16 protein-coding genes are annotated in these 23,001 nt (G+C 67.2%); 3 read left to right on the forward strand and 13 right to left on the reverse strand.

What is annotated here, in order from left to right:
• Window positions 1-29: 29 nt before the first annotated feature.
• From SLQ31_RS02080 to SLQ31_RS02110, 7 genes are all read right to left on the reverse strand, one after another.
• A complete protein-coding gene (locus tag SLQ31_RS02080) occupies window positions 30-3,236 on the reverse strand; it encodes an arabinosyltransferase domain-containing protein (RefSeq protein ID WP_319429222.1) in 3,207 nt (1,068 codons plus the stop codon).
• The gene (locus tag SLQ31_RS02085) at window positions 3,233-6,502 is read right to left on the reverse strand and encodes an arabinosyltransferase domain-containing protein (protein ID WP_319429224.1); all 3,270 of its coding nucleotides are present in this window, start codon (window positions 6,500-6,502) and stop codon (window positions 3,233-3,235) included. Before SLQ31_RS02085 ends, SLQ31_RS02080 begins: the two co-directional genes overlap by 4 nt.
• A 76-nt stretch (window positions 6,503-6,578) precedes the next feature.
• Complete coding sequence (locus SLQ31_RS02090; protein ID WP_413641497.1) at window positions 6,579-9,848, reverse strand: arabinosyltransferase domain-containing protein; 3,270 nt, start codon at window positions 9,846-9,848, stop codon at window positions 6,579-6,581.
• A gap of 2 nt (window positions 9,849-9,850) precedes the next feature.
• Entirely contained in the window at window positions 9,851-11,692 is a 1,842-nt protein-coding gene (locus SLQ31_RS02095) for a galactan 5-O-arabinofuranosyltransferase (protein WP_319429229.1), read from the reverse strand.
• Window positions 11,693-11,698: 6 nt separating this feature from the next.
• Window positions 11,699-12,478: a decaprenylphospho-beta-D-erythro-pentofuranosid-2-ulose 2-reductase gene (locus SLQ31_RS02100; RefSeq protein ID WP_319429231.1), complete on the reverse strand. Its 780-nt coding sequence runs from the start codon at window positions 12,476-12,478 to the stop codon at window positions 11,699-11,701.
• A 19-nt stretch (window positions 12,479-12,497) separates the two neighbouring features.
• Entirely contained in the window at window positions 12,498-13,898 is a 1,401-nt protein-coding gene (locus SLQ31_RS02105) for an FAD-binding oxidoreductase (protein ID WP_319429233.1), read from the reverse strand.
• A gap of 27 nt (window positions 13,899-13,925) precedes the next feature.
• On the reverse strand, window positions 13,926-14,336 hold the full coding sequence (locus SLQ31_RS02110; RefSeq protein WP_319429234.1) for a GtrA family protein: 411 nt from the start codon (window positions 14,334-14,336) through the stop codon (window positions 13,926-13,928).
• 62 nt (window positions 14,337-14,398) lie between these two features.
• On the opposite strand from SLQ31_RS02110, the gene SLQ31_RS02115 reads away from it, so the two are divergent.
• Window positions 14,399-15,022, forward strand: a complete 624-nt coding sequence (locus SLQ31_RS02115) for a metal-dependent phosphohydrolase (protein WP_319429236.1) — start codon at window positions 14,399-14,401, stop codon at window positions 15,020-15,022.
• Between the two features lie 59 nt (window positions 15,023-15,081).
• Window positions 15,082-15,516, forward strand: a complete 435-nt coding sequence (locus SLQ31_RS02120) for a pyridoxamine 5'-phosphate oxidase family protein (RefSeq protein ID WP_319429238.1) — start codon at window positions 15,082-15,084, stop codon at window positions 15,514-15,516.
• A gap of 80 nt (window positions 15,517-15,596) precedes the next feature.
• On the opposite strand, the gene SLQ31_RS02125 is transcribed toward SLQ31_RS02120, so the two are convergent.
• Genes SLQ31_RS02125 through SLQ31_RS02145 form a run of 5 tightly spaced genes read right to left on the reverse strand, consistent with a single transcriptional unit; the run spans window position 15,597 to window position 20,668 of the window.
• Window positions 15,597-16,427, reverse strand: a complete 831-nt coding sequence (locus SLQ31_RS02125) for an ABC transporter permease (protein WP_319429240.1) — start codon at window positions 16,425-16,427, stop codon at window positions 15,597-15,599.
• Window positions 16,424-17,317: a glycosyltransferase family 2 protein gene (locus SLQ31_RS02130; protein WP_319429242.1), complete on the reverse strand. Its 894-nt coding sequence runs from the start codon at window positions 17,315-17,317 to the stop codon at window positions 16,424-16,426. The genes SLQ31_RS02125 and SLQ31_RS02130 overlap by 4 nt, the downstream gene beginning before the upstream one ends.
• Complete coding sequence (locus SLQ31_RS02135) at window positions 17,314-18,138, reverse strand: ABC transporter ATP-binding protein (protein ID WP_319429243.1); 825 nt, start codon at window positions 18,136-18,138, stop codon at window positions 17,314-17,316. Before SLQ31_RS02135 ends, SLQ31_RS02130 begins: the two co-directional genes overlap by 4 nt.
• Window positions 18,139-18,151: 13 nt before the next feature.
• Window positions 18,152-18,658 (reverse strand): bacterial proteasome activator family protein, encoded by a 507-nt coding sequence (locus SLQ31_RS02140; RefSeq protein WP_319429244.1) that lies wholly within the window; start codon window positions 18,656-18,658, stop codon window positions 18,152-18,154.
• Window positions 18,659-18,688: 30 nt separating this feature from the next.
• Window positions 18,689-20,668, reverse strand: a complete 1,980-nt coding sequence (locus SLQ31_RS02145) for a DUF6541 family protein (RefSeq protein WP_319429246.1) — start codon at window positions 20,666-20,668, stop codon at window positions 18,689-18,691.
• Window positions 20,669-20,765: 97 nt separating this feature from the next.
• On the opposite strand from SLQ31_RS02145, the gene SLQ31_RS02150 reads away from it, so the two are divergent.
• Window positions 20,766-21,962 carry a cysteine desulfurase-like protein gene (locus SLQ31_RS02150; protein ID WP_319429247.1) on the forward strand — a complete coding sequence of 399 codons (1,197 nt, stop codon included), beginning with the start codon at window positions 20,766-20,768 and terminating at the stop codon, window positions 21,960-21,962.
• A 15-nt stretch (window positions 21,963-21,977) separates the two neighbouring features.
• Here the strand turns inward: SLQ31_RS02150 and SLQ31_RS02155 are convergent, their stop codons facing one another.
• Window positions 21,978-22,958: an NAD(P)H-quinone oxidoreductase gene (locus tag SLQ31_RS02155; RefSeq protein WP_319429249.1), complete on the reverse strand. Its 981-nt coding sequence runs from the start codon at window positions 22,956-22,958 to the stop codon at window positions 21,978-21,980.
• Between the last annotated feature and the right edge of the window lie 43 nt (window positions 22,959-23,001).

Below are 23,001 nucleotides of genomic sequence, written 5' to 3' on the forward strand. Positions count from 1 at the left end.
CAACGCGTCTTCAGTACCGCGCTACTGCATTAGGGCTTGATCCGGATGGGTCCCGGTTTCCACAAGCCGCTGCGGGTGGCTGTGCCCAGGTCGATCTGCGCGGGCTGGGCGTCGACGATCGTCTGGAACTGCCGTAGCGAGCCCCAGTCGCGGCCCCAGTCATGCGACAGATACGTCGACATCACGTGGGCGCGGAGCAAGAGATCGCTGATGCCGAGCAGGCCGCCGTTACGGCCGTCCTCCCAGGTGTCGGTGTCCTGCTTCTTGGCGGTGTAGTCCGGGGTGATCCGGAACTTCGGCACCTCGGTGACACCGTTGGCGTGCAGCATCGGCTGCTGGCACGGGAAGGCCAGCCCCACCGCCCAGTCCATCAAGACCGGCTGGGTGGAGCCGACGAACTCCTGCACCGACCGCAGCTCGGGAACCCGCGGCGGGGTCACCGCGAGCCAGTCGCCCGGGGTGAGGGACCGGTCGGCGGCCACGATCCGCACCGTGGTGGCGTCGGCGGGGATCTCGGAGCGGGCGAACCGCAGGTTGCGCCACGACGGTGCGGGGCCGAGGTCGTAAGGGGTCACCCGGCCGACCGGCACCGGGGCTCCGTTCGGTCCGGGCTTGCCGTACTCCAGTTCGACGGTCTGGCCGTCGGTGAAGCCGTTGAGCACGCTGCGGCCGGCGATGGTGCCGGCGGCGGTGACGACGACGAGCGGGTGGCCACTGTCGTTGGGCGGCAGCTGGTACCACGCCGAGTTCAGTGTGGCGTCCTGTTGCGGGCCGCCGACGTAACTGCCGGCCAGCGCGACCCGCGCCGGGTCGAGCCCGTACGGCAGCGGCACGGTCGACCCGTTGACGCCAGGGGTGTCGAGCTTGATCGGCTGGTCCCAGTCGTAATCGGTGCCCGGCTGTGGGTTAGTCATCCGAATGGCTTCGGCGACAATGTGTTCGGGTACGCCACTGGGTGTGAAACCGACCGGGTTGGTGCCGCCAAGCGGCCCCAGCGGGCCGTAATCCCCGGGCAGCGGGGTCAGGAAGCCGGCGTTGGCGTCCGGTTCGACCAGCACGTCGTCGGCCAGCCCGCAGCCGCCGGAGAACGAGCGCAGGTTGGCCCACGCGTTGGAGTAGGTCGGGTACTGACGCACCACACCCGCGGCCATCGAGCCGATGAACACCAGCACCATGAAGCCCGCGGCCAGCGGGATGGGCGCGGTGGTGACGGCCCGGGCGAATCGGCCCTCACCGTGGTCGCGGGTGTTGAAGTGCAGCCACACTGTGTAGATCGCCGACAGCGCGAACAGCGCGAAGAAGATTGTGCTGACCGTGATTCCGCCAATTCGCGGCATCGCGTTGTTGAACGGCACACCGTAGCTCGACACGTACCACCAACCGTTGGTGGTGGCGAAGCACAGGGCGAGGACGAACAGCACCGCGGTGACGACGGTCATCCGGTTGCGTGACCACCGCAGCACCTTCGGTGCGGCAAGCACCGTGGCCAGCGCCGCCATGGCCGCGCCGACCGCGGCGAACAACCCGAAGTGATGCACCCACTTGGTCGGGGTGAACATCAGGAAGAACACGGTTGCGAAGATGACGCCCATCAGCCGCCAGGCCGGTCCCCGGGCCACCCCGGGAATGCGCTTGCGGCGCAGGATGATGAACATCGAGACGAACAGCGACAGCGCAGTGATGAAGAACCCGAATCGCCGCGACAGCGACCCGTCAACGGTCGGCAGGATCAGGTAGTAGTAGCGCAGGTTCTCGGTGTACCAGGCCTGGCTGGGCCCGATGTCGGTGCGAATCCTGGTCGCTTCCAACACTGTTGCCAGGGTCTGGTCGGCGAAAACGACGGTCAGGATGATGGTGCCCGCGGCCAGCAGCGGAAGCACCAGCGGCCAGGTGCCCACGATAGCGCGGCGGCGCACCAGGATTCGCAGGATCGGACGGCCACCGGCGATCAGTGCGGCGACCGCGATCAGACCGGTCGGCTGGATGCCGAGCGTGAACGCGGCGCTGACGATGGCCAGCGCGGCCGGGGTCAGCCGGCCCGAGATGACCGCGCGCTCGATGAGCACGTAGGTAATCAGTGCGCCGGTGGCGATCTGTCCTTCGGGGCGCAGGCCGTTGTTGAACGGCATCCACGCAGCCATCAGCACCAGCCCCGCGGCCCACAGGGCGGGCCTGCTGGCGATCACCGCAGGCCCCAACCGGGGCAGCACTTCACGGGACAGCAGCAGCCAGCACACCAGCGCACAGATCAAGTCCGGCAAGCGCATCCAGATGCTGGCGTCGCTGACGTGGGTCATCAGCGCCAGCACGTTGTAGAACCAGCCGAACGGATCTTCGGGGCTGCCGAACCAGCGGAAGTAGTTCGACATGTAGCCGGCGTGATCGGCGACCCGCGCCATCTGCAGGATGTAGCCGTCGTCGGAGGAGTTGGCGCCGATCACGTGCCAGATTAGGAAGCCTGCGACCACGGTCACGTCGACCGCGGTGAAGGTGCGCCAGCGCTGCGGGATCCACGCATGCATGCGGTGTCCGTCGAGCCGATCCAGTCGCCACAGCGCCAGCAGTGCGATCACGGTGGCGGCCATCGCCAGCAGCATCGCGGCGAGCTTTAAAGCCGTTGGTGTGGTGGAGAACCGGGTGTCGACCGTCGCCGAGAAACTCAGCCCGGGTGGTGCCGGGCCGGTCAGGTCGGTGAACACCCCGACGATCGCAGGCCGCAGGTTGGGATCGGCGAAGCCGCTGCGCATCTCCTTGCCGGTGGCCGTATCGGTCAGTCCGACGAAGGTGGCGAACGTGCCATCACTGTTGGAGGTGATCTCGATGCGTGAGCAGCCGTCGATGCGGGCCCGCGGGACGCTGGCGACCACGACATTGCGGTCGGTGATGTCGACGCGTTGGGTGCTCACGTTGACGAACAGCGAATTCAGCGCTGCCTCTTTGCCTTTCTGCGGTGCCAGCCCCAGCACCAGGCCGCCCGCCGGCGGCATGGACCGGATCACCTCGCACGGCACCGTCGCCGTCAGCGACACCGGCGCCTGGGAGATCAACGGGGACGTGACGTTGCTCAGCTGACCGGCCTGCGGCCAGTTCAGCGTCGCGGTGGTCTGCTCCACCGGCAGCAGCGGGGTCAGTACCGAGAGAATGAAACCCACCAGCCCGGCGATCATCGCCACCCAGCGGGTGACCTTCACGTCGCGGGCCGAGTCGCGGGCATTGGCGGCGAGAGTCTGTGTCATGGCAGTGCCCTGATGGGTCCGCTACGGCTCCAGCCGAATACCGTCTTGGCGCCCTGCTCGACGACGGCGTTGGGAGCCTGCCCGGACGGGACCAGTCGGATGTAGCGCTCGAGAGCGCCCCAGTCGCGGTACCAGTCGCCACTCAGGTACGTCGGGACCGTCGCGGTGGTGAGCAGGCCCTGGATGAACAGGAAAGGCCCACCGGCGCGGGCGGATAGCCACATGTTGCTCGACACGACCACCTGCTTGAGGTTGGGCAGGATCCGGTACTCCGGGAGTTCGGCGACGCCGAGGTGTTCGGAGAACGGCCGCTGGCACGGGAAGTTCGCCGCGGTGGCGATGTCCATCATCACCGGGGTCTGCGAGCCGAGGAATTGCTGGGCGGTCTGCAGCACCGGTACCCGCGGCGGGGTGAAGCCGAACCACTGGTCGGTGCTCAGGTTCGGGTCGTCGGCGACGATGCGCGCGACGTTGGCCTCCGGCGGCGCCCACGCCATCGGGAATCGCAGATTGCGCCAAGCTTTTTGGGCGATCACGTCGATGGGTTGCACCGAGTTGAGGGCTTGGAAGCTGCCGTCGGGGCGCTGCACACCCCATTGCAGTTTGAGGGACTGGCCGTAGTTGAACTGGCCCTCTTCGTCGTAAAACCAGATCGCGCCGGCGGCCGCGACGGTGACCAGCGGGCGGTCCGGGGTGCGCGGTGGCAGCTGGTACCACGCCGAAGTCGCCTTGGCCGCAACGGTGTTCTCGTTGTAACTGCCCATCACCGGTGTGGTCTTGGGGTCCAGTCCGAACGGAAGGAATACTCGCGAGCCGTTGACGCCGACCGGGCCGTAGCCGCCACCGGTGCCGGCCGCAAACGCGATACCCGCGTTGGGCTTGTTGGGTGAGCCGTCGGAGTTGACGGTGCCCGGGTTGGCCACGAACGGCTCGGCCGGTTCGAGAGTGTCGCTGATCCCGTTGGGGGTGAAGCCAACGGGATTGTCGCCGCCGAGCGGGCCGTACTGGCCCCACTTCTGTCCCGGAACCGGTTGCAGCACACCGGCATTGGGGTCCGGTTCGACCAGGACGGCGTCGGCCATGGCACAGCTTGCGGAGGACAGGCCCGACTTCAGCGCGGACAGGTTGGCCGACGCGGTGGTGTAGACCGGGTAGCGCTGCGCGAAGGCCTTGGTCATCGAGCCCACCTCGAGCAGCACCATGATGAGCGCGACCACCAGGAGTGGGGTCGAGGCCAGTGCCCGGTTACGCCCGGTGTTCTTGACCTCGGTGTGGCCGGTGTAGTCCATCCGGAAGTGCAGCCATCCGGCGATCAGGCCGGTGAGGATTGCCAGCGCAAGGAACATCGTCGTCACCGGCTGGTGGGCGATGACCGGCTGACGGTCGAACCACGGCACGCCGTAGCTGCCGACGTAGAACCAGCCATTGGTGCCTGATGTCGCCCACGCCAGGGCGAAGAGCAGTGCGGTGACGTACAGCGCCAGGTTGCGTCGGTTGTGCAGCCCGACCCGGGCGAAGGTGAATGCGGTGACCGCGCCCAGCGCCCCTGCCAGCCCGGCGAACGCACCGAATTGGACGGCCCACTTGGTGGGGGTGAAGGTCAGCAGCAGCAGGCCGATCGCGGTGCTGCCGATCAACCGCCACACCGGTCCTCCTGCGACACCGGGCACGTGGCCGCGGCGCAGCAGCACGGTCAGCATGCCGAACAGGCACAGCATCATCACCAGGACGGCGAAGCGGCGGGTCAGCGAGCTCTCCACATTGTCTTCGACAGTGAGGAAGTAGTACCGCAGGAAGTCCTGGTACCAGGCGATGGTCGGCCCGACAACGTATTTGATGCGGGCGGATTCGGCGACGGCGGCCAGGGTCTGGTCGCGGAAGACGACGACGAAGATGACCGACAGCGAGGCGGCCAGCGCAGCCAGCGGCGCCAGCAGGCCGTCGTTCGGACGGCGGGCCTTGATCACCCGGGCGACGGCGCGGGATCCCACCAGCAGCGGGGCGAGGGCGATCAAGCCCTGCGGGGCGAGCGTCACGCTGAACACCGCCACGACGATGGCGACGGCGGCTGGAACCAGCCGCCGGGTGGCGATCGCGTTCTCCACCAGAATCCACGTCGCGAGTGCGCCGAACGCGATCAGCGGTTCGGGCCGCAGCCCGTTGTTGAACGGCAACCAGGCGGCCAGGAATACCGCGGCGGCGGTCCAGACGGTGACCCTGTTGAGCGACAAGCGCCTGCCCAGTCGCGGCAGCACACAGCGGCTCAGGATCAGCCAGGTGCCGATGCCGGCCACGGTGGCGGGCAGCCGCATCCACACTCCGGCGGTGCTGATCGCCGCGAGGTGGGCAAGCACCGACTGGTACCAGTCGAACGGTGCCTCGGTGGCGCCGAAGAAGCGGAAGTAGTTGGCGGTGTAGCCGGCCGATCCGGACACCCGCGCGATGGTGAGGTTGTACCCGTCGTCGGAGGAGATCGCGCCGATGACATGCCAGAGCAGCAGCCCGCCGATCACCCCGATGTCGGCCAGCCAGGTGGACACCCCGACCCGCAGGAAACGCCGCCATGCTCCCGGCACCCGCCGGCCAGAGGCACGGTCCAGCACACCCAGCGCGATCACCGATGCGATGACGCAGGCGATGCCCAGCACCATCACCGCGATCTTGAGCGGGCTCGGGTGGGTGATGAACCGGGTGTCGATGTCGACCCGCGCCGACAAGCCCGGCTGTGGGGCCACCTTCAGGTCCGTGAAGATCCCGTCGATCGCCGGCTTCTTCTCGGGGGCCAGCGTGCCGGTGGCACCGGGAATGCCGACGAAATCGGCCCCAACGCCGCCAGGACCGGCCCAGATGTGCAGCTCGCTGCAGCCGCCGGCGGCGATCGCCGGACGCGGCGCGACCGCGGCGACGGTGTCACGGAACGCGACGACGACGGTCGTGGCGCTGGCGCGCACGAACAGCCCGTTGCGGCTGGCGTCGATGCCGGCCGGCGGGATCGTCGAGAAGACCAGACCGCCGTCGGCGGGCAGCTTCGCGATGACCTGGCACGGGATCGTCACGTCGAGCGACTGCGGGGCGCCGGACACCAGCGGTGCGGTGATATCGCCGACCATGCCGTCCGAGCCGGCTGCCTGCGGCCACTGGATCGTGGCCGTGGTTTGCGTGACCGGCAGCAACGGCGCCACACCGCAGAGCAGCACACCGAGGATTCCTGCGACGACGGCGACGAGCCGGGCGATCCGGGGTGAGTCGGCTCTGTCGGTCGGCACGAGGCTCGATGTTAGGCGACGAACTTGAGTGGGTTCGGCAGGCCTGCGGGCGGCACAGCGATTCGAGACGGGATCGCTACGTCGCCCGCAACGGAGCTGGGCTCCACAACCCGCTGCGGGTGGCGGTACCCAGGTCCAGACGGGCCGGCTGCGCGTCGGGATAGAACGGGTTCAGTCGCTGCAGCGCACCCCAGTCCCGGAACCAGTCGTTGCGCAGGTAGCTCGGCACGGAGGTTGCGCGGTACAGCAACTCGCTGATGCCGAGCGGTCCGCCGCCGATGTTGTCCATCACCGGCGAGTTCGCCTCGGCGCCGAATCGGTCCGGCATGATCCGCCACTTCGGCGGCTCGATGACGCCGTATTGATGGCCGAACGGTCGCTGGCAGGGGAAGGCCAGTCCGACAAGCCAATCCAGCAGGACCGGATCCTGCGAGCCGACGACGTCCTGCAGGGTGCGCAGCTTCGGGATGCGCGGGGGAGTCAGCGCGATCCAGTGCTGGGGCGACAGGTCGTCATCTCCTGCGACCAGCCGGATCATGGTGGCCTCGCGCGGGATCGCGGCCAGCGGGGCACGTAGGTTGCGCCACGCCGGTGCCGCACCGACGTCGCCGAAGTTCACTGAGCCGCCCGGTTTCCCGTCTGCGGCCTGCTGGTCGGTGGCCCACTGCACCTGGACCTCGTCCTGATCGAAGCGGCCGGCGGCCGCCACCACCAGCAGCGGGGAGGAAGCCCATTCGGCGGGCAACCGGTACCACGCTGAGCGCAGCACCGCGGGCTGCTGCACGCCGGAGCGCCAGCTGCCCATCACCGGAGTGCGGGCGGGGTCGAGGCCGTAGGGCAGCCGGGCGCGCGAACCGTTGACCCCGCCGACCGCGTCGGTACCGCCCTCGGTTCCGGCCTCGCTGCTGGTGACCACACCGTCGGTGTCGGCGAAGTTGCCGCCACCGGGTGGTTCCATGACCGGGTCGGCCGAGACGTCGGCAGGGATACCGCCGGCGGTGAACCCTTCGGCCGTCGTCGCACCGAGCGCGTCGCCGACCGCCACGCCGGGGATCGGGGTGAGCACGCCGGCGTTGGGATCTTCTTCGACCAGCACGTCATCGGCCAGCCCGCAGGTCTTGCCGGCGACCGCCTGCAGGTTAGAGCGGCCGACCGACCACGCCGGCCACTGTTCGGTCATCCCCAGCGTCAGCGATCCCACCTCGAAGACCACGAGTAGCCAGGCCATGATCGCCAGTGGCGAGCCGACGAGGCTCGACCACCACCGCGTGCGTCCGGTGCTGCCAGCCCCGGTCTGGTTGTCGCGGCCGGAGAAGTGGAACCAGGCCGCCACCAGCAACGTGAGGACAGTCAGCCCGAGCAATATCGTCGTGAAGCCGAAGTGCCACTCCGGGAACTGGTTTGACCATGGCACACCGAAGTTGGACACGTACCACCAGCCGTTGACGCTGGCGAACGACAGACCGGTGATGAACAACACGGCCGCGGCGAACAGCGCCCGGTTTCTTCGGGATCGCAACACATGGGCGGTGACGGCGACGGCGGCCAGCGCACCCAGCGAACCGGCCAGCCCCGCGAACACGCCGAAGTGATGCGTCCATTTGGTCGGGGTGAACATCATCGCGATGAACGAGATGATCGTGATCCCGATGATGCGCATGCTGGGGCCTGCCGCGGTCCCGGGGATGTGGCCTCGGCGCAGGATCATCGCCACCACCAGGCCCAGCGCGAGCAGCAGGGCCAGCACCGCGAACCGGCGGCTGATCGAGCCGTCCGGGCTGGCCATGAACAACCGCTCGTAGCGGATGTGTTCGTCGAACCAGCTGAGGCTGGGCCCGACCGCCGACTTCAGCATGTTGGCCTGCACCTCGCCGACCAGCGTCTGGTCCCGGAAGATCAGGATGATCGTCACGGTCCCCGCGGCCAGGATCGGGGCCAGCAGCGGCAGCAGGCCGAACCGGCGGGATCGGCGGTGCAGGATCGTGCGCAGTGGGCCGATCGCCACCAGCAGCGCGCCGATCGACGCGATGCCGGTCGGGCCGGAGAACAGCGTCAGTGCGCCGACGATGCAGGCGAACGCGACCGGCAGCAGGCGGCTGGTGGCCACGCCCCGTTCGACCGAGCACCAGGTGAGCAGGATGCCGAGGGCGATGATCGGTTCGGGCCGCAGGCCGTTGTCCAGGGGCAGCCAGAACACCAGGAACATGCCGGCAGCGGTCCAGATGGCGGCGCGGCTGGTCTTGACGGCGTGGCCCAGTCGGGGGATCACCTCACGGCTGATCAGCCACCAGCACACCAGTGCCATGGCCAGCGTCGGCAAGCGCATCCAGACGCTGGTCGTGGAGACGTGTGCCCACAGCGCGAGCAGGTCGTAGTACCAGCCGAACGGCGCCTCGGGCGTGCCGAACCAGCGGTAGTAGTTGGCCATGTAGCCGGCGTGTTCGGACACCCGGGCCATGGTGAGGATGTAGCCGTCGTCGGAGGTGTTGGCGCCGACGAAGTGCCACCACACCAGGACGGCGAACACCACCCCGTCCAGGGCGCTCAGTGACCACCAGCGTGACGGCAGGAAGCGCCGCTGGCGCACCCCGTCGGCGCCGTCCAGGAGGTGCAGGGCGATCAGCGCGATGAGTGTCATCGCGACGCCGAGCACCATCGCGGCCATCTTCAGTGCCGTCGGTGCGCTGCTGTAGCGGGTATCGATGGTGGCCGACACGTTCAGCCCGGGCGGCGCCGGGCCGGTCAGGTCGGTGAAGACGCCGACGATCTGGGGCCGGAAGTCGTAGCCGCTGCGCTCGCCCTTCAGCGGGGAGCCGGGATGGTCCCCGTCGGGACCCTGGGTGAGGCCGACGAACTCGGCACTCACCCGGTCGGCGTGGGCGGTGAACGTCAGCTTCTGGCACGCCGGGCTGAGCACCTGTTTCAGCGGCGCGACGAGGACAGGGGTGTTGCGGACCACGACGACGAGGTCGTCGTTGGCGCGCTGGATGAGCAGACCGCGGTCGACGGCCTTGGGGGCCTGCTTGGGGACGGTCGATAGCAACACGGTTCTGGTGGGACTGTTCAGGCCCGCGGCCGCGCTGCAGGGGATGTCGATGGTCAAGTCGGTGGCGACGTAGCTGATCAGGGGCGCGGTGACGCTGTTGAGCACGCCGTTTTGCGGCCAGTTGAGTTCGGCAGTGGTCTGCTTGACCGGCAGCAGCGGCGTCAGGATTGCCAGCGCGGCGCCCAGCAGCCCGGCGACGACGGCGACAAGACGGGCGGTCCGGTACTTGACCTGCTGGTCATCTTGGGCCCGCGTCTGTTCCACGGAGCTAGATGCTAATTGGCCTGCCGGGTGGTCCATCGCTATGGATTCCGGATGGCCAGTACGAACGGCCCGATCGTCTTGACCGTGAAGTGCGGTTCGCTGAACAGCTTGCCGTCGAAGTCGACGGTGTAGCGGCGCACGTTGGGCTGGTTGGGGTAGACGTCCTGGGCCAATCGCAGCGTGTAGGTGTCATTGGCGCCGCGGCGCATGAGGAAGACGGTCGGTGGCGGCCATGGCAGCGTGTCCAGCGCATGGACCAGCTGGTCGGCGTTCTTCAGGTCGGCCCAGGACTCGATGGCCGCGGCCCGCTTGTCGAACTCGGCGAGCGGGTTGGCGTAGTGCGAGGTCAGCCCCTGGAATCCGTAGTAGGGGTAGTACGACAGGAAGCTGTAGTCGGCGGTCAGCACGACGGTGTTCTCGCGGGGCCGGCCGGTGGCCTTCTGGATGGCGGTGTCGACTTCTTCGTAGTACTTCTCGGCGCCGGGCGGCCGGCGATCGCCGCGCTGGCCGTAGCCGTCGGTGTCGGTGTAGGCGACGGTCAGATCGGGCCGCAGGACGTCGGGGATGTCCTGGCTGAAGCCGATGGCGCCGATGAGCCCGATGGCCGCGCCGACGGGGATGACCTTGCGGTTGGTCCGCGCCGCGATCGCGAGAGTCACCTCGATGAAGCCGAACACCCCGGCCGCCGACAACAACACGGTCAGCGTCGGCTGCAGCCGGAAGGACAGCAGGGTGGTGCCGAGCAAGGTGGTCAGCATCGACAGCGCCGACCAGGCGTAGACCGTCAGCACGCCGATCCCGAGCGCGGCCGCCCGCACTGAACTGCGCGCCCGCCACACGAGCCACAACGTCCCGAGCATGCACAGCGCACCGAGCAGCGAGAACTGCAGCATCGGGAAGGTCAGCACCGCGCCGTCAGCGGGCAGGTAGTGCTGGGCACTGCCGGTGTCGCTCATCGGGCGGCGGATCGCCTGCAGTACGAACGGCAGCCAGGTGATGGCTCCGATGGCGACGGTGATGACGCCGATGACCACGAGCCTCAGCAGTGGTTCGATGCTGCGTCGCGCGATCGCCACGACGATGCCCATCACCCCCACGGTGAAGGCGGCGTAGCCGAACAGCAGCGTGTAGAAGGTGGCGGAGACGCCGAGGAACAGCCCGACGCCGGCGATGGCGGCCCAGCCGCCCCGCCTGGTCTTGCCCCTGAGTCCCGACCACGCCAGCACGAACACCGGTGGAATGAGGACGGTGATGATCGCCGCGTAGGGCTCGGGCGCGCTGTAGGCCAGGGTGACCGCGGTGGTCGCGACGGTGACGATCAGCGCGTATTCGAACCGGATGAGTGCCGACCACAGCGCCATCGCCAAAACCACGGCGATCGTGATCGAGACGATGGCCCACGGCTTGAACATCTCCCAGCCCGGCGTGCCGGTCAGGGCGGCGGCCCGGCCGCCGAGCCAGAACCACCCGGCCGGGTAGAACGGCGGCAGACCGGTGTAGGTCATGTCGTGCAGAGCCGGGCTTTCGGTGAGCCGGGTGAGGTATTCGGTGCGGAACTGTTGATCGACCGAGATGCCGAAGAGGTAGAGGCGGCTCGCGCCCAGCGGCATGCCGAGGGTGACCACGGTGAACGCCGACAAAAACACCGCGGCGGCGATGCGCGCCACCCAGTGGCGCCCCTTTCGCCACACGAATCCCGTCCCCAGCAAGAGCACCAGGCAGCCGACCTGGCCGACGGTGGTCAGCGCGTGCAGCTGGTTCGACGACGGGAACGCCGGCCACTGGACCCGGGATATCGCGATCAGCGCGATGGCCGAAACAACCACGGCCACAGCAACTGCCGCAATCATCTGGCCCGCGGTGGCCAGCGCGCTCCTCATCGGTTGTTAAATCGGCAGCTTGCGGAAGATCGGCCGCGGGATGTGTCGCAGCACCGACATCAGTACGCGCACCTGCCCGGGCGCCCATACGAGATCTTTACCCTTGGCCGCGGACGTCACGGCCAGTTCGGCGACGTCTTCGGCGTTCACGGTGAAGGGGGCTTCCTTGGCGCCGGTGGCCTTCCAATGGTCCAAGGTGGTGGTGGTGCGCACCTGGCCCGGCCGGATGACCAGAACGTGAACCCCGAACTCGCGCAATGCCTCTCCGAGCCCCAGATAGAAGCCGTCCAGGCCGGCTTTGGTGGAGCCGTAGACGAAGTTGTTGCGGCGCACTCGCTCGCCGGCCACCGATGACATGGCGATGATCTGCCCGAAGCCTTGCGCGCGCATCTTCTCGCCGATCAGCACGCCCACCGAGACGGCGGCGGTGTAGTTGATCTGGGCGCTCAGTACCGCCTTGGCCTGGTTCTGCCACAGCTCTTCGGCGTCACCGAGGATGCCGAACGCGACGATCGCCACGTCCACATCGCGGTTGGCCCAAGCGGATTCGATGACGGCGGGATGGCTTGCGGTGTCGAGGGCGTCGAAATCGAGGTAGTCGACCGACTTGGCGCCGGCTGCCTCCAGCTGGGCGATGGCGGCGTCGCGCTTCGGTGCGTTCGGCAGATCCGCAAGGACGACCCGGGCCTTGGCGTTGCGCAGGTAGCGCGCGACGATGGCCAGGCCGATTTCGGAGGTTCCGCCCAGCAGCAGGATGGTTTGTGGATTGCCAGTGGCGTCGATCATGTCTGTGGGGAGTGCCTTTCTACAGCAGTTCGAGTCGGCGGGCCATGTCGGAGGCGAACACGCCGTTGGGATCGGCCTTGCGGCGCACCGCAATCCATTCATCGATCCGCGGATACATTCTGTGGAACTTCTCGGCGTTCACCCGAGAGTCCTTGGCGGTGTACACACGACCGCCGAATTTCATGACGCGGTCGTCGAGCTCGTTGAGGAACCCGTTGACGCCGGCGTTGTTGGGGAAGTCCATGGCCACATTCCAGCCCGCCATCGGGAAGCTCAGCGGGGCAGGATTTCCCGGGCCGAACAACTTGAACACGTTCAGCGCGGAGTAGTGGCCCTGAGTCTGGATCCACCGGATGATGTCTTTGAACTCGTCCAGCGCGTTGGGCGGTACGAGAAATTGGTGTTGCGCGAAACCGGCTGGGCCATAGGCATATTGCCATCCGGTCGTGATGTCCAGCATGTGGTAGAACTGCGTCAAGTTGACGATCTTGTTCTGGTAGTCGCCGCTCATGCGATAGAACGCCTCGCCGACAAGGTTGAGTGACAGCTTGTTCATCACGCTGACCGGGAAGAGGTTCGGTACGGCGGGCAGCTTGGGCGCACTGAACTGCAGCGGGTTCTTCGCCAGCTTCGGCGGGAGTTGGTCCAGCCTGGCCAGACTGCCCCGGCTGACCGCCGCGCGGCCCAGCTTCGGCGGCGGGTTGATCAGATCGAACCAGGCGCTGGAGTAGGTGTAGTTGTCCTCGCTGCCGTCCTGGTGGACCGCGACGGTCTCGTCCAGGTCGGCGGTGGCGATACCGTCGGCGATGAAATACGCGGTCTCCGTGCGGGTCATGGCGATGCGGGCCCGGATCACGATGCCGGTCAAGCCGTTTCCGCCGACCGTGGCCCAGAACAGCTCACTATCGGGTCCGTCTGGCGTGAGCGTGCGGACTTCGCTGTCGGCCATCAGCAGGTCCAGTGACAGCACGTGATTGCCGAAGCTGCCCGCGCTGTGGTGGTTCTTGCCGTGGATATCGGATCCGATGGCGCCACCGACGGTCACCTGCCGGGTGCCCGGCAGAACCGGTACCCACAGACCGAACGGAAGTGCGGTCTTCATGAGTTGGTCCAGGCTCACCCCGGCGTCCACGTCGGCCACGGCGGTGTCGGCGGACAGGGAATGGATGCGGTTCAGCCGGGTCATGTCGACGACGATGCCGCCACCGTTGCCGGCTTGATCTCCATAGGAGCGGCCCAGCCCGCGCGCCACAATGCCCCGGCGCAGGTACGACGGGCTGGTGGAATCGGCGTCGGCAACCTGCCGGATGGCAGCGGCGATCACCTCCACGTCGGGAGTCGACAGCACCTGCGCCACGCTGGGTGCGGTCCGGCCGAACCCGGTGAGGGAACGCTGCGTCAGGGGGAGTTCGGTAGCCATGTCAGTGCCAAAGGTTACCCGGCGGGATTACCGCAACCGGAATATCACTGCTCGCTGGACCACGAAGTTAATGACGGTGGCGGTGCCCTGCGCGATCACGAAGGCCACCGGAACCTGCCAGGAGTGGCCGGCGAACTTCAGATAGAACAGGTAATTGATGCCGACCTGGACCGCATAGGTCAGCGCATAAAGGGCGACCACGGCGATGAACCGGGCCGTGCTGGGCGCTGCCTGGAACGTCCATCGCCGGTTGATCAGGTACGCGGTGGTGGTGCCCGCGATGAAGCTCAGCGTCTTGGCCACGTTGACCTGCAGTCCGAGCTTGAGGAACAGCACGTAGAGCCCGAAATCAACGATCGCCGACAGTCCGCCGGTGAGGATGAATCGCACCACCTGGGTTTTGAGGCTCAGGGGCGTCGACGGGGCTAGTTCGGCCACGCCGGAAGCTTATCCATTGTCCCGGGTCGCTTCGCTCCTGCCCGCCGGTGCACGATGGTGGGGTGCAGGATCTCATTGACGCCTGGGCGACGCTGCTGTCCCGGCATACCGACAACCCGGCGGCGGCCGCGGTGGGTCGGGCCCTGGTGGCCTCTTGGGAGGAACCACACCGCCGCTACCACTCCGTCGAGCACCTGCGCGACATCCTCGGTCACGTCGACGAGCTCGCCGCATTCGCCGACGACGCGGACGCCGTGCGCCTGGCGGCCTGGTACCACGACGCGGTGTACGCCGGCCGTCCCGACGACGAGGAACTCAGTGCCCGCCGCGCCGAGCTGGACCTGTCTCGGCTGGGACTGCAGCCGCAGTTGGTCGACGAGGTCGCGCGCCTGATCCGGCTGACGATCACGCATGAGCCCGCGACAGGCGACCACAACGGCGAAGTGCTCTCCGACGCCGACTTGGCGGCGTTGGCGGTGCCGAGGGACCGCTACGTCCGCAACACCGCGGCCATCCGTGCCGAGTACGACCACGTGCCAGGCGACGCGTTCCGTCGCGGACGCGTACAGGTTCTGGTGGCACTGCTTGGCGGCGCCGGGGTGTTCCGCACCGAGTACGCGCGCCGCGAATGGGAAGCGTCGGCACAGGGCAACCTGCGTGCCGAGTTGGCGACTCTGACTGAGTAACGAGTTTTCGGGCCGTTCGGCCCTACAGGCGGTCTGTACTCGCCGGGGAAAATCTGCACATGACAGGCGAACAGGACGCGATCACCGTACTCAGCGATGACGAGAGCTGGGATCGGCTGAAGAGTGTCGCGCTGGGGCGGCTGGTGACGAACGTCGGCGGTGAGCTGGAAATCTTCCCGGTCAACTTCGTGACCCAGGGTCACACGCTGCTATTCCGGACCGCCGAAGGCACAAAGCTTTTTGGCACGGTGATGAATGACAAGGTGCTCTTCGAGGTCGACGATCACAACGTCGTCGAGGGCTGGAGTGTCATCATCCGCGGGACCGCACGTGTGCTCACCGCAGCCGATGAAATCCACGAAGCCGACCGCGCGCAGCTCTTGCCGTGGATCGCTACCGAGAAGCTGCGCTACGTGCGCATCACGCCACATGAGGTGTCCGGCAGGCGTTTTGTCTTTGGCCCGGAACCTGAGCACGGGTCATACCCCAGCTGACGCACCAGGACAGCTCGAACGTCGACTTGTTGCGCCGGGATGGCCGTTTCTGCGACAACAACTCGACGTTCGGCAACCACCTAGACCCAGTACGGCACGCGGGCCCGGTACTGCCGCAACGCAAATGCCGCGACCACCCAGCCGATCAGCGTCAGCGCAATCACGACTGCCCAGTGCCGCAAGTGTTGGTCTGCGCCCAACAGGGGAGCGCGCAGGATGTCGAGGTAGTGCAGCAGCGGGTTCAGCTCGATGATCTTCGCCCACTGGCCGGCGCCCTGCTGCTGGAGTGTGGCGTCGTTCCAGATGATCGGCGTCATGAAGAACAGCAGCTGCACGACCGAGAACAGCAGGGGGCCGATATCGCGGTAGCGGGTGGCCAGGATGCCGAAGCAGAACGACACCCACACGCAGTTCAACATGATCAGCAGCAGCGCCGGAATCGCCGCCAGATCGGCCCACGACCATGGTTTCGGGAAGATGATCGCGATCACCACGTAGATGACGATGTTGTGCCCGAACAGAATCATCTGCCGCCACACCAGCCGGTAGACGTGCACGCTCAACGGCGTTGGCAGCTGCTTGATCAAACCTTCGTTGGCGATGAACACGTCCGAGCCCTCGAGGATCGCGGCGTTGATCATGTTCCAGATGATCAGTCCGAGCGTCACATAGGGCAGGTGCTCGGACAGTTCGAGGTGGAACAGCTGCGAGTACAGCCCGCCCATCGCGACGGCGGTGGTGCCGGTGGCGATCGTGATCCAGAACGGGCCGAGCACCGAGCGACGGTACTTCTGCTTGATGTCCTGCCAGCCCAGGTGTAGCCACAGCTCGCGCTTGCGGAACCCGTCGTGCAGGTCGCCCCACGCACGGGTGAACGTCTTCGACTGTGCCGCGGCGTCAATGAATGTCATCTGCTGAACCTTTCCCGCCTACCCAAGCGCCGCAATCGAATCCATTCGGCGAATCCCGCCGGATCTCGGCGCTGCACCAAGAAGAACCATCCGAATCGCAGCCACTCCTGCGGCACCAGCTTGCGTTGACCGCGCTGTGCCTGCAGGTAGCCGCGGTTGCGATAGGTGAAGTACCGCTTGGTCGGATCATCCGGATATTGGGTGTGCATCTTCCCGCCGAGGATCGGCTTGAACTCATCACTACCTTGAGGATGCAGGTACGTCGCATCCAGGCATGTTCCGAACGGTAGACCCGACAAGACCAGTCGTCGGTGCAGGTCGACCTCGTCGCCCCGGATGAACAGCCGAATATCCGGTACGCCAACAGCTTCCAAAGTCGCCGCGCGGAACAGCGCCCCGTTGAACAGTGACGCGATGCCGGGAAGCAGATCACCGGAGCCGTCGACGCGCAGTTCCGAGACTCGCCGGCGCCACACCAGGCCGCGACGCAGCGGGAAGGCCAGCCGGTCAGGATCGTCGATATCGCACACCATCGGCGACACCTCGGCCAGCCCGTGACGGTCGGCGCAAGCCAGCAGCGTGGCGAGGACCTCGGCGTCTTTGGGGCGCCCGTCGTCATCGGCCAGCCACACCCAGTCCGCGCCAAGCGTCAGTGCGTGCAGCATGCCCAGCGCGAATCCGCCTGCGCCGCCCAGGTTTCGGCGTGAGCCGAGGTACGTGGACGGAACCGGCTGCCCGGCGACCAGGTCGCGTACCCGTTCGTCGGAGTCGTTGTCGATGACGATCAGGTGGTCGACCATGCGGCTCTGCGTGCTCAACACGTCCAGCGACTTGGCCAGCTCATCGGGACGGCGATGCGTGACGACGACGGCGCACACCATGCCGGTCACGGGGTGGCGACCCCGTCCGACCAGTCGCTCTTGTGCTCCTCGAGTACCTCGCGGACATGCCGTGCGGCGTCCTCACCCTCGTACGCCCGCACCACGTCCTCGATGCCGCCGGTCATCTTGATGGTGCCATGGTCGATCCACATCGCGTTCTTGCACAACCGCGCCAGGAACTCGTTGGAATGGCTGGCGAACACCAGGATTCCGGACCGCTCGACCAGGCTCTGCAGACGCGTTTGCGCCTTCTTCAGGAAGTCGGCATCCACCGCGCCGATGCCCTCGTCGAGCAGAAGGATCTCCGGGTCGATGCTGGTGACCACACCCATGGCCAGCCGCACCCGCATGCCGGTGGAGTACGTCCGCAGCGGCATCGACAGGTACTCGCCGAGCTCGGTGAAGTCGGCGATCTCGTCGACCTTGGCCGCCATCTGCTTTCGCGTCTGGCCGAGGAAAAGGCCGCGGATGATGATGTTCTCGTAGCCGGAGATCTCCGGGTCCATCCCGACGCCGAGGTCGAACACGGGCGCCACCCGGCCGCGAACGGTGGCCGAACCACGGGTCGGCTCGTAGATGCCGGACAGCAGCCGCAACAGTGTCGACTTGCCGGCACCGTTGTGGCCGACCAGGCCGATGCGATCGCCCATCTTCAGCGATAGCGTGATGTCCCGCAGTGCCTCGATGACGACGACGTTCTCGGTGTTGCGTCCGATCGCGCCACCGGCCGCCCCCAGGAACGTCTTCTTCAGCGAGCGCGCCTTGGCATCGAAGATCGGAAACTCAACCCAGGCGTCGCGGGTTTCGATGAAGGGATCGTCGGCAGCCACCGTGAGTCTCTTGTTAGAGGTACTGCCCGGTGCCGTGACCGGGAGCTCCGGGCGGGCCGGCCTGCGCGATACCGGGCGGCAGCGCGCCCTGGCCGCCGCGCATTTGCTCCAGCTGGGCACGGGCGGCCATCTGCTGGGCGAACAAGGCGGTCTGAATTCCGTGGAACAAACCCTCGAGCCAGCCGACCAGCTGTGCCTGCGCGATGCGCAGCTCGGCATCGGAGGGGATGGTGTCTTCGGTGAACGGCAGCGCCAGGCGCTCCAGTTCGTCACGTAGCTCGGGGGCCAGGCCGTCTTCGAGTTCGCGGATAGACCTGGCGTGAATCTCGCGCAGCCGGCTGCGGCTCGCATCGTCCAGCGGCGCGGCCCGCACTTCTTCGAGCAGCTGCTTGATCATGGTGCCGATCCGCATCACCTTGGCCGGCTGCTCCACCAGGTCGGTAATGGAGCCCTGGTCGTCGTCATCGGCGTCGGGCGCGTTGATGATCTCGATGTTGTCGTCGTCTGTGTTCGTCGTCATACGGGTGAGCGTTCCCTCGTGTCCCACTGTTTATTGGGTGTCCGGCGGTGAAGATCCGCGCCATTCATAGATACGGGCCTCGCCGTTGTCGTAGATCTTCGCCCACGACTTGGACTTGTCTAGTGACACTAGCCCGTCGGGCATGACGAACCCGCGGACGACCGGCGTACTGGTCAACACATAGCGGATGTTCAGCGCCTTCACGGCCTCCGCGATTCGCGGATCATGGTCGGCGTCGTCGGCGTAGGCCCAGAAGATGAAGCGGTTATAGCCAGGCCCCTGTTGCACGGGGTAGTCGTAGTGCGTCCACAGCGGGTGCAGTCCCGCCACCGCGTACATCCAGGCGGTGCCGTCGACATTGGCATCGCCGATCACGGTGTCGCGGGCCCCGGGCAGGGTCGCCAGGTAGGCCATCGCCTCCAGGTCTTTGTTGTCGACGATCACCCGGTCGTACTTCTCGCCGATCAGGTAGCGGTGCCGCGGGAAGTAGAGCCAGGCCAGCCCGGCGGTGACGGCCACCAGCAGCACCGCGGTGGCGCCGAGCCAGAATCCGCGGTCGGGATCCCGGGTTGCGGCCCAGCGCTGCGTCAACCGGCGTGCGCCGGCGACCACCAGCAGTGCCGCGGCATACAGCGCGACCCCGGCCATCGCGGTCAAGAGCAGCGTCACGACCGCGGACAGCCGGCGCGGGTCGCTGTAGAACAGGTCGCTGTACTTGCCGATGATCGCCCCGAAGGGGCCGCCGAACGGCGCTCCGGAATGCACGATCGCCACCATCATCAGCAGCCATACCGCGGCCGGCCACCAGACGCGCTTGATCAGCAGCAGCACGAAGCCGGCCGCTGCCAGCGCGATGAGGATGTTCTGGATCGGGAAGTCGTTGAGGTGACGGGTGTGCTGGACGATCGCGTTGAACAGCGTCCGCTTGCGGCCCTGATAAGTCAGGAAGGCATGTCCGGCGATGACCTCGGCCTGCTGCAGCACTCCGAGGAATTGCGGCAGCAGCACGGCCAGGGTGGGCGCCGCGACGGCGGCCAGCGTGATGAAGTCGCGCAGCCGGCCCTGTACCGGTCGCCACAGTGCATCCAGTAGCCACCACGCCACCACGAACGTGACCACGACCACGCCGCCGGTGATGTGCACCGAGAACACCCCGACCAGCGCGATCACCGCCAGCGGAATGCGATCGCGGTGCCGCAGCGACGACGTGATCAGCACGAACGCCGGGACCGCGAGGCCGTAGGCCACCATGTTGGGCATCGAGGCGGTGTCGAATTCGACGTAGGGCAGCGCGGTGAACGACGCCGACAGCGCGCCCGCGGTGGCCGCGGCGCCGGCCGTACGCCACTGCGTCGTGCGCGGGCGCAGCAGCTGCCACGTCAGCAGCGCGGCGCTGAGCGGAAACAGCCACACCGCTGCCGCCAGCGAGCTCAACGTGTAGGCGGTCGTTGGCGCGGCCCCGATCAGCTGGGCCAGGACGGCGCCCAACGCATGAAACACCGAGGGGTAATAGAGGGCGGCGTGGGTTTCGACGTTGCGGAGCTCGCCCATGTGGGTCGACGACGCCTGGCCGGTTTCGAGGATCCATCGGACGGTGTTGGCGTGCCAGACCGAATCCCAGTTGCTGGGGATGGACTGCCAGTTCGGCATGCCCCGCCAAGCCGCGACGGCGATGAAGAGTGCGCCGAAAATCACCCCTGCCGCCACCGTCAGGGCGGGCCACACCGAGGGCGCTCCACCAGCCGAGTCGGTGGCCCGATACCGGGCGAGCAGAATCCGCAAACCGAACACCGCCGCCGTCACGATGGCCAGGGCCAGCAGCGCCGTCCAGGTATTCCACCGGATGCCGATCGCGCCGAACGGGATGATGGCCAGGCCCACAACGCCGTACGTCAGCACCGGTCCAACCCCGAGTGCGACGAACCAACGAAGCCGTGCGGCCAGTGCCACCACCGCACCGGGCAGGATCAGCAACAAGACCGCGATCATCAGTCCGAACGCGAAGCTCACTGGACTAGTATGGCTGGCCAGGTGATCCTGCCTTCGGGGACCGCAGGCGCCCTTGCTGTCTCGATAGCGCTATCACCAACGCTTTAAGGTGGTCTCCATGGCATACGACGTCGCCCGGGTGCGTGGTCTGCACCCAGCGCTGGGCGACGGGTGGATGCGCTTCGACGCTCAGGCGGGGATGTTGATCCCCGAGTCGGTCGCGACAACGGTCTCCACGGCGTTCCGCGGTTCGGTGCCCAACACGGCCAGCCCGCACCCGGCCGCCCGGCGCAGCGTGGCAGTCCTCGAGGCTGCCCGCCAGGCGGTGGCCGACCTCGTCAACGGCGATCCGGGCGGAGTGGTGCTCGGCGCCGACCGCTCGGTCCTGTTGACCTCGCTGGCCGACGCGTCGTCCTCGCGGGCCGGCATCGGCTACGAGGTGGTCCTCAGCCGCCTCGACGACGAGGCAAACATCGCGCCGTGGCTGCGCGCGGCCAACCGGTACGGCGCCAAGGTCAAATGGGCCGAGGTCGACATCGAAACCGGTGAGCTGCCGCCGTGGCAGTGGGAGAGCCTGATCACCCCGCCCACCAAGCTGGTGGCGATGACCTCAGCGTCGTCGACCCTGGGCACGGTCACCGACGTCGGCGCGGTCACCAAACTCGTACACGACGTCAACGGACTGGTCGTGGTGGACCATTCGGCCGCGGCACCGTATCGGCTGATGGACATCGACGAGATCGAAGCCGACGTCGTCGCGCTCAATGCGCCGGCTTGGGGTGGACCGCCGATCGGCGCGCTGGTGTTCCGTAACCCGTCGCTGATCGACACGTTCGGGTCGGTGTCGATGAACCCGTACGCCAGCGGGCCGGCCCGGCTGGAATTGGGCGGGCACCAGTACGGACTGCTGGCCGGTGTGGTCGCCAGCATCGAATACCTAGCCGGTCTGGACGAGTCGGCGCGCGGCACTCGCCGCGAAAGACTTGCGCTGTCAATGCAATCCGCGGGTTCTTACCTCGGCGGGCTGTTCGACTATCTGATGTCGTCGCTGCGGTCGCTGCCCTTGGTCATGGTGATCGGCCGGCCCGAGGCGCACATCCCGGTGGTCAGCTTCGCGGTCACCGGGGTCCCCGCCGAGCGGGTGGTCCAGCGGTTGGCCGACAACGGAATCCTGGCCGTTTCCAACGCCAATTCACGCGTCCTGGACCTGATCGGCGTCAACGACATCGGCGGCGCGGTCACCGTCGGGTTGGCGCACTACTCGACAATGGCCGAGGTCGATCAGCTGGTGCGCGCGCTGGCGTCGCTGGGCTGACGCTGCGCCGGCGCACTAATCCAGCGTCAGCAGAACCTTCCCGAACGTCTCACCAGAGGCCAGCACCCGGTGCGCTTCGGCGGCATCGGTAATGGGGAACCGGGCACCGATGATCGGACGGACCCGGCCGTCGCCGATCATCGGCCACACCCAATCCACCACCGCGTCGACGATGGCGGCCTTGCCGTTGGCGCCATCGACGGGCCGTCCTCGCAACGACGTCGCCATCACGCTCAGCCTCTTGGGGACCATCTTGGCAATGTTGAGTTCGGCTTTGATCCCACCCTGCATGCCGATGATGACGAGCCGACCGTCCGGCGCGAGCGCGTCGAGATTCCGATCGAGATAGGCCGCGCCCATGATGTCGAAGATGACATCGGCACCGCGACCACCCGTTGCGTTATTGACGCGCACGACGAAATCCTCGTCGCGGTAAGAGATTTGCGTGTCGGCGCCCAGTTCAGCGCACAGTTCGAGCTTGGATTGCGAGCCCGCGGTCACCGCGACCCGGTTGCCGAGCGCCGTGGCCACCTGGATCGCGTGAGTGCCGATACCGCTGGCGCCGCCGTGGACGAGGAGCAGTTCACCGGGCGCCAGGTGCGCGGTCATGACGATGTTCGACCACACGGTGCAGGCCACCTCGGGCAGCGCGGCCGCGTCGGTCACGCTGATGCCGGACGGAATGGGCATCACCTGACGGGCCGGCACCGCAACGTACTGGGCATAACCGCCACCGGCCAAAAGTGCGCAAACCTCTTGTCCGACAGCCCATTCCGATACGCCGTCCCCAACGGACTCGATCACGCCGGAGACCTCAAGGCCCAGGATGTCGCTGGCTCCGGGCGGCGGCGGGTAGTGCCCGGCCGCCTGCAACAGGTCGGCGCGGTTGACGCCCGCGGTGCCGATCTTGATCAACACCTCGCCAGGTCCGGGTGAAACATCAGGAACTTCCCGCCAGATCAGGCGGTCGGTGGATTCAGCGACGATGGCCAGCATCGAATCAGGTTACTCCCGAGTCATTTCGACGACGTACGGCGCT

The organism is Mycobacterium sp. RTGN5 (assembly GCF_033804465.1).
In the GTDB taxonomy this organism is placed as follows: Bacteria; Actinomycetota; Actinomycetes; order Mycobacteriales; family Mycobacteriaceae; genus Mycobacterium.

Coding starts and splice junctions, on each gene's coding strand:
- SLQ31_RS02155 (WP_319429249.1), bottom strand. CDS start 22,958: ATGCTGGCCATCGTCGCTGAATCCACCGACCGCCTGATCTGGCGGGAA.
- SLQ31_RS02080 (WP_319429222.1), bottom strand. CDS start 3,236: ATGACACAGACTCTCGCCGCCAATGCCCGCGACTCGGCCCGCGACGTG.
- SLQ31_RS02125 (WP_319429240.1), bottom strand. CDS start 16,427: ATGACATTCATTGACGCCGCGGCACAGTCGAAGACGTTCACCCGTGCG.
- SLQ31_RS02140 (WP_319429244.1), bottom strand. CDS start 18,658: ATGACGACGAACACAGACGACGACAACATCGAGATCATCAACGCGCCC.
- SLQ31_RS02120 (WP_319429238.1), top strand. CDS start 15,082: ATGACAGGCGAACAGGACGCGATCACCGTACTCAGCGATGACGAGAGC.
- SLQ31_RS02090 (WP_413641497.1), bottom strand. CDS start 9,848: ATGGACCACCCGGCAGGCCAATTAGCATCTAGCTCCGTGGAACAGACG.
- SLQ31_RS02105 (WP_319429233.1), bottom strand. CDS start 13,898: ATGGCTACCGAACTCCCCCTGACGCAGCGTTCCCTCACCGGGTTCGGC.
- SLQ31_RS02100 (WP_319429231.1), bottom strand. CDS start 12,478: ATGATCGACGCCACTGGCAATCCACAAACCATCCTGCTGCTGGGCGGA.
- SLQ31_RS02095 (WP_319429229.1), bottom strand. CDS start 11,692: ATGAGGAGCGCGCTGGCCACCGCGGGCCAGATGATTGCGGCAGTTGCT.
- SLQ31_RS02150 (WP_319429247.1), top strand. CDS start 20,766: ATGGCATACGACGTCGCCCGGGTGCGTGGTCTGCACCCAGCGCTGGGC.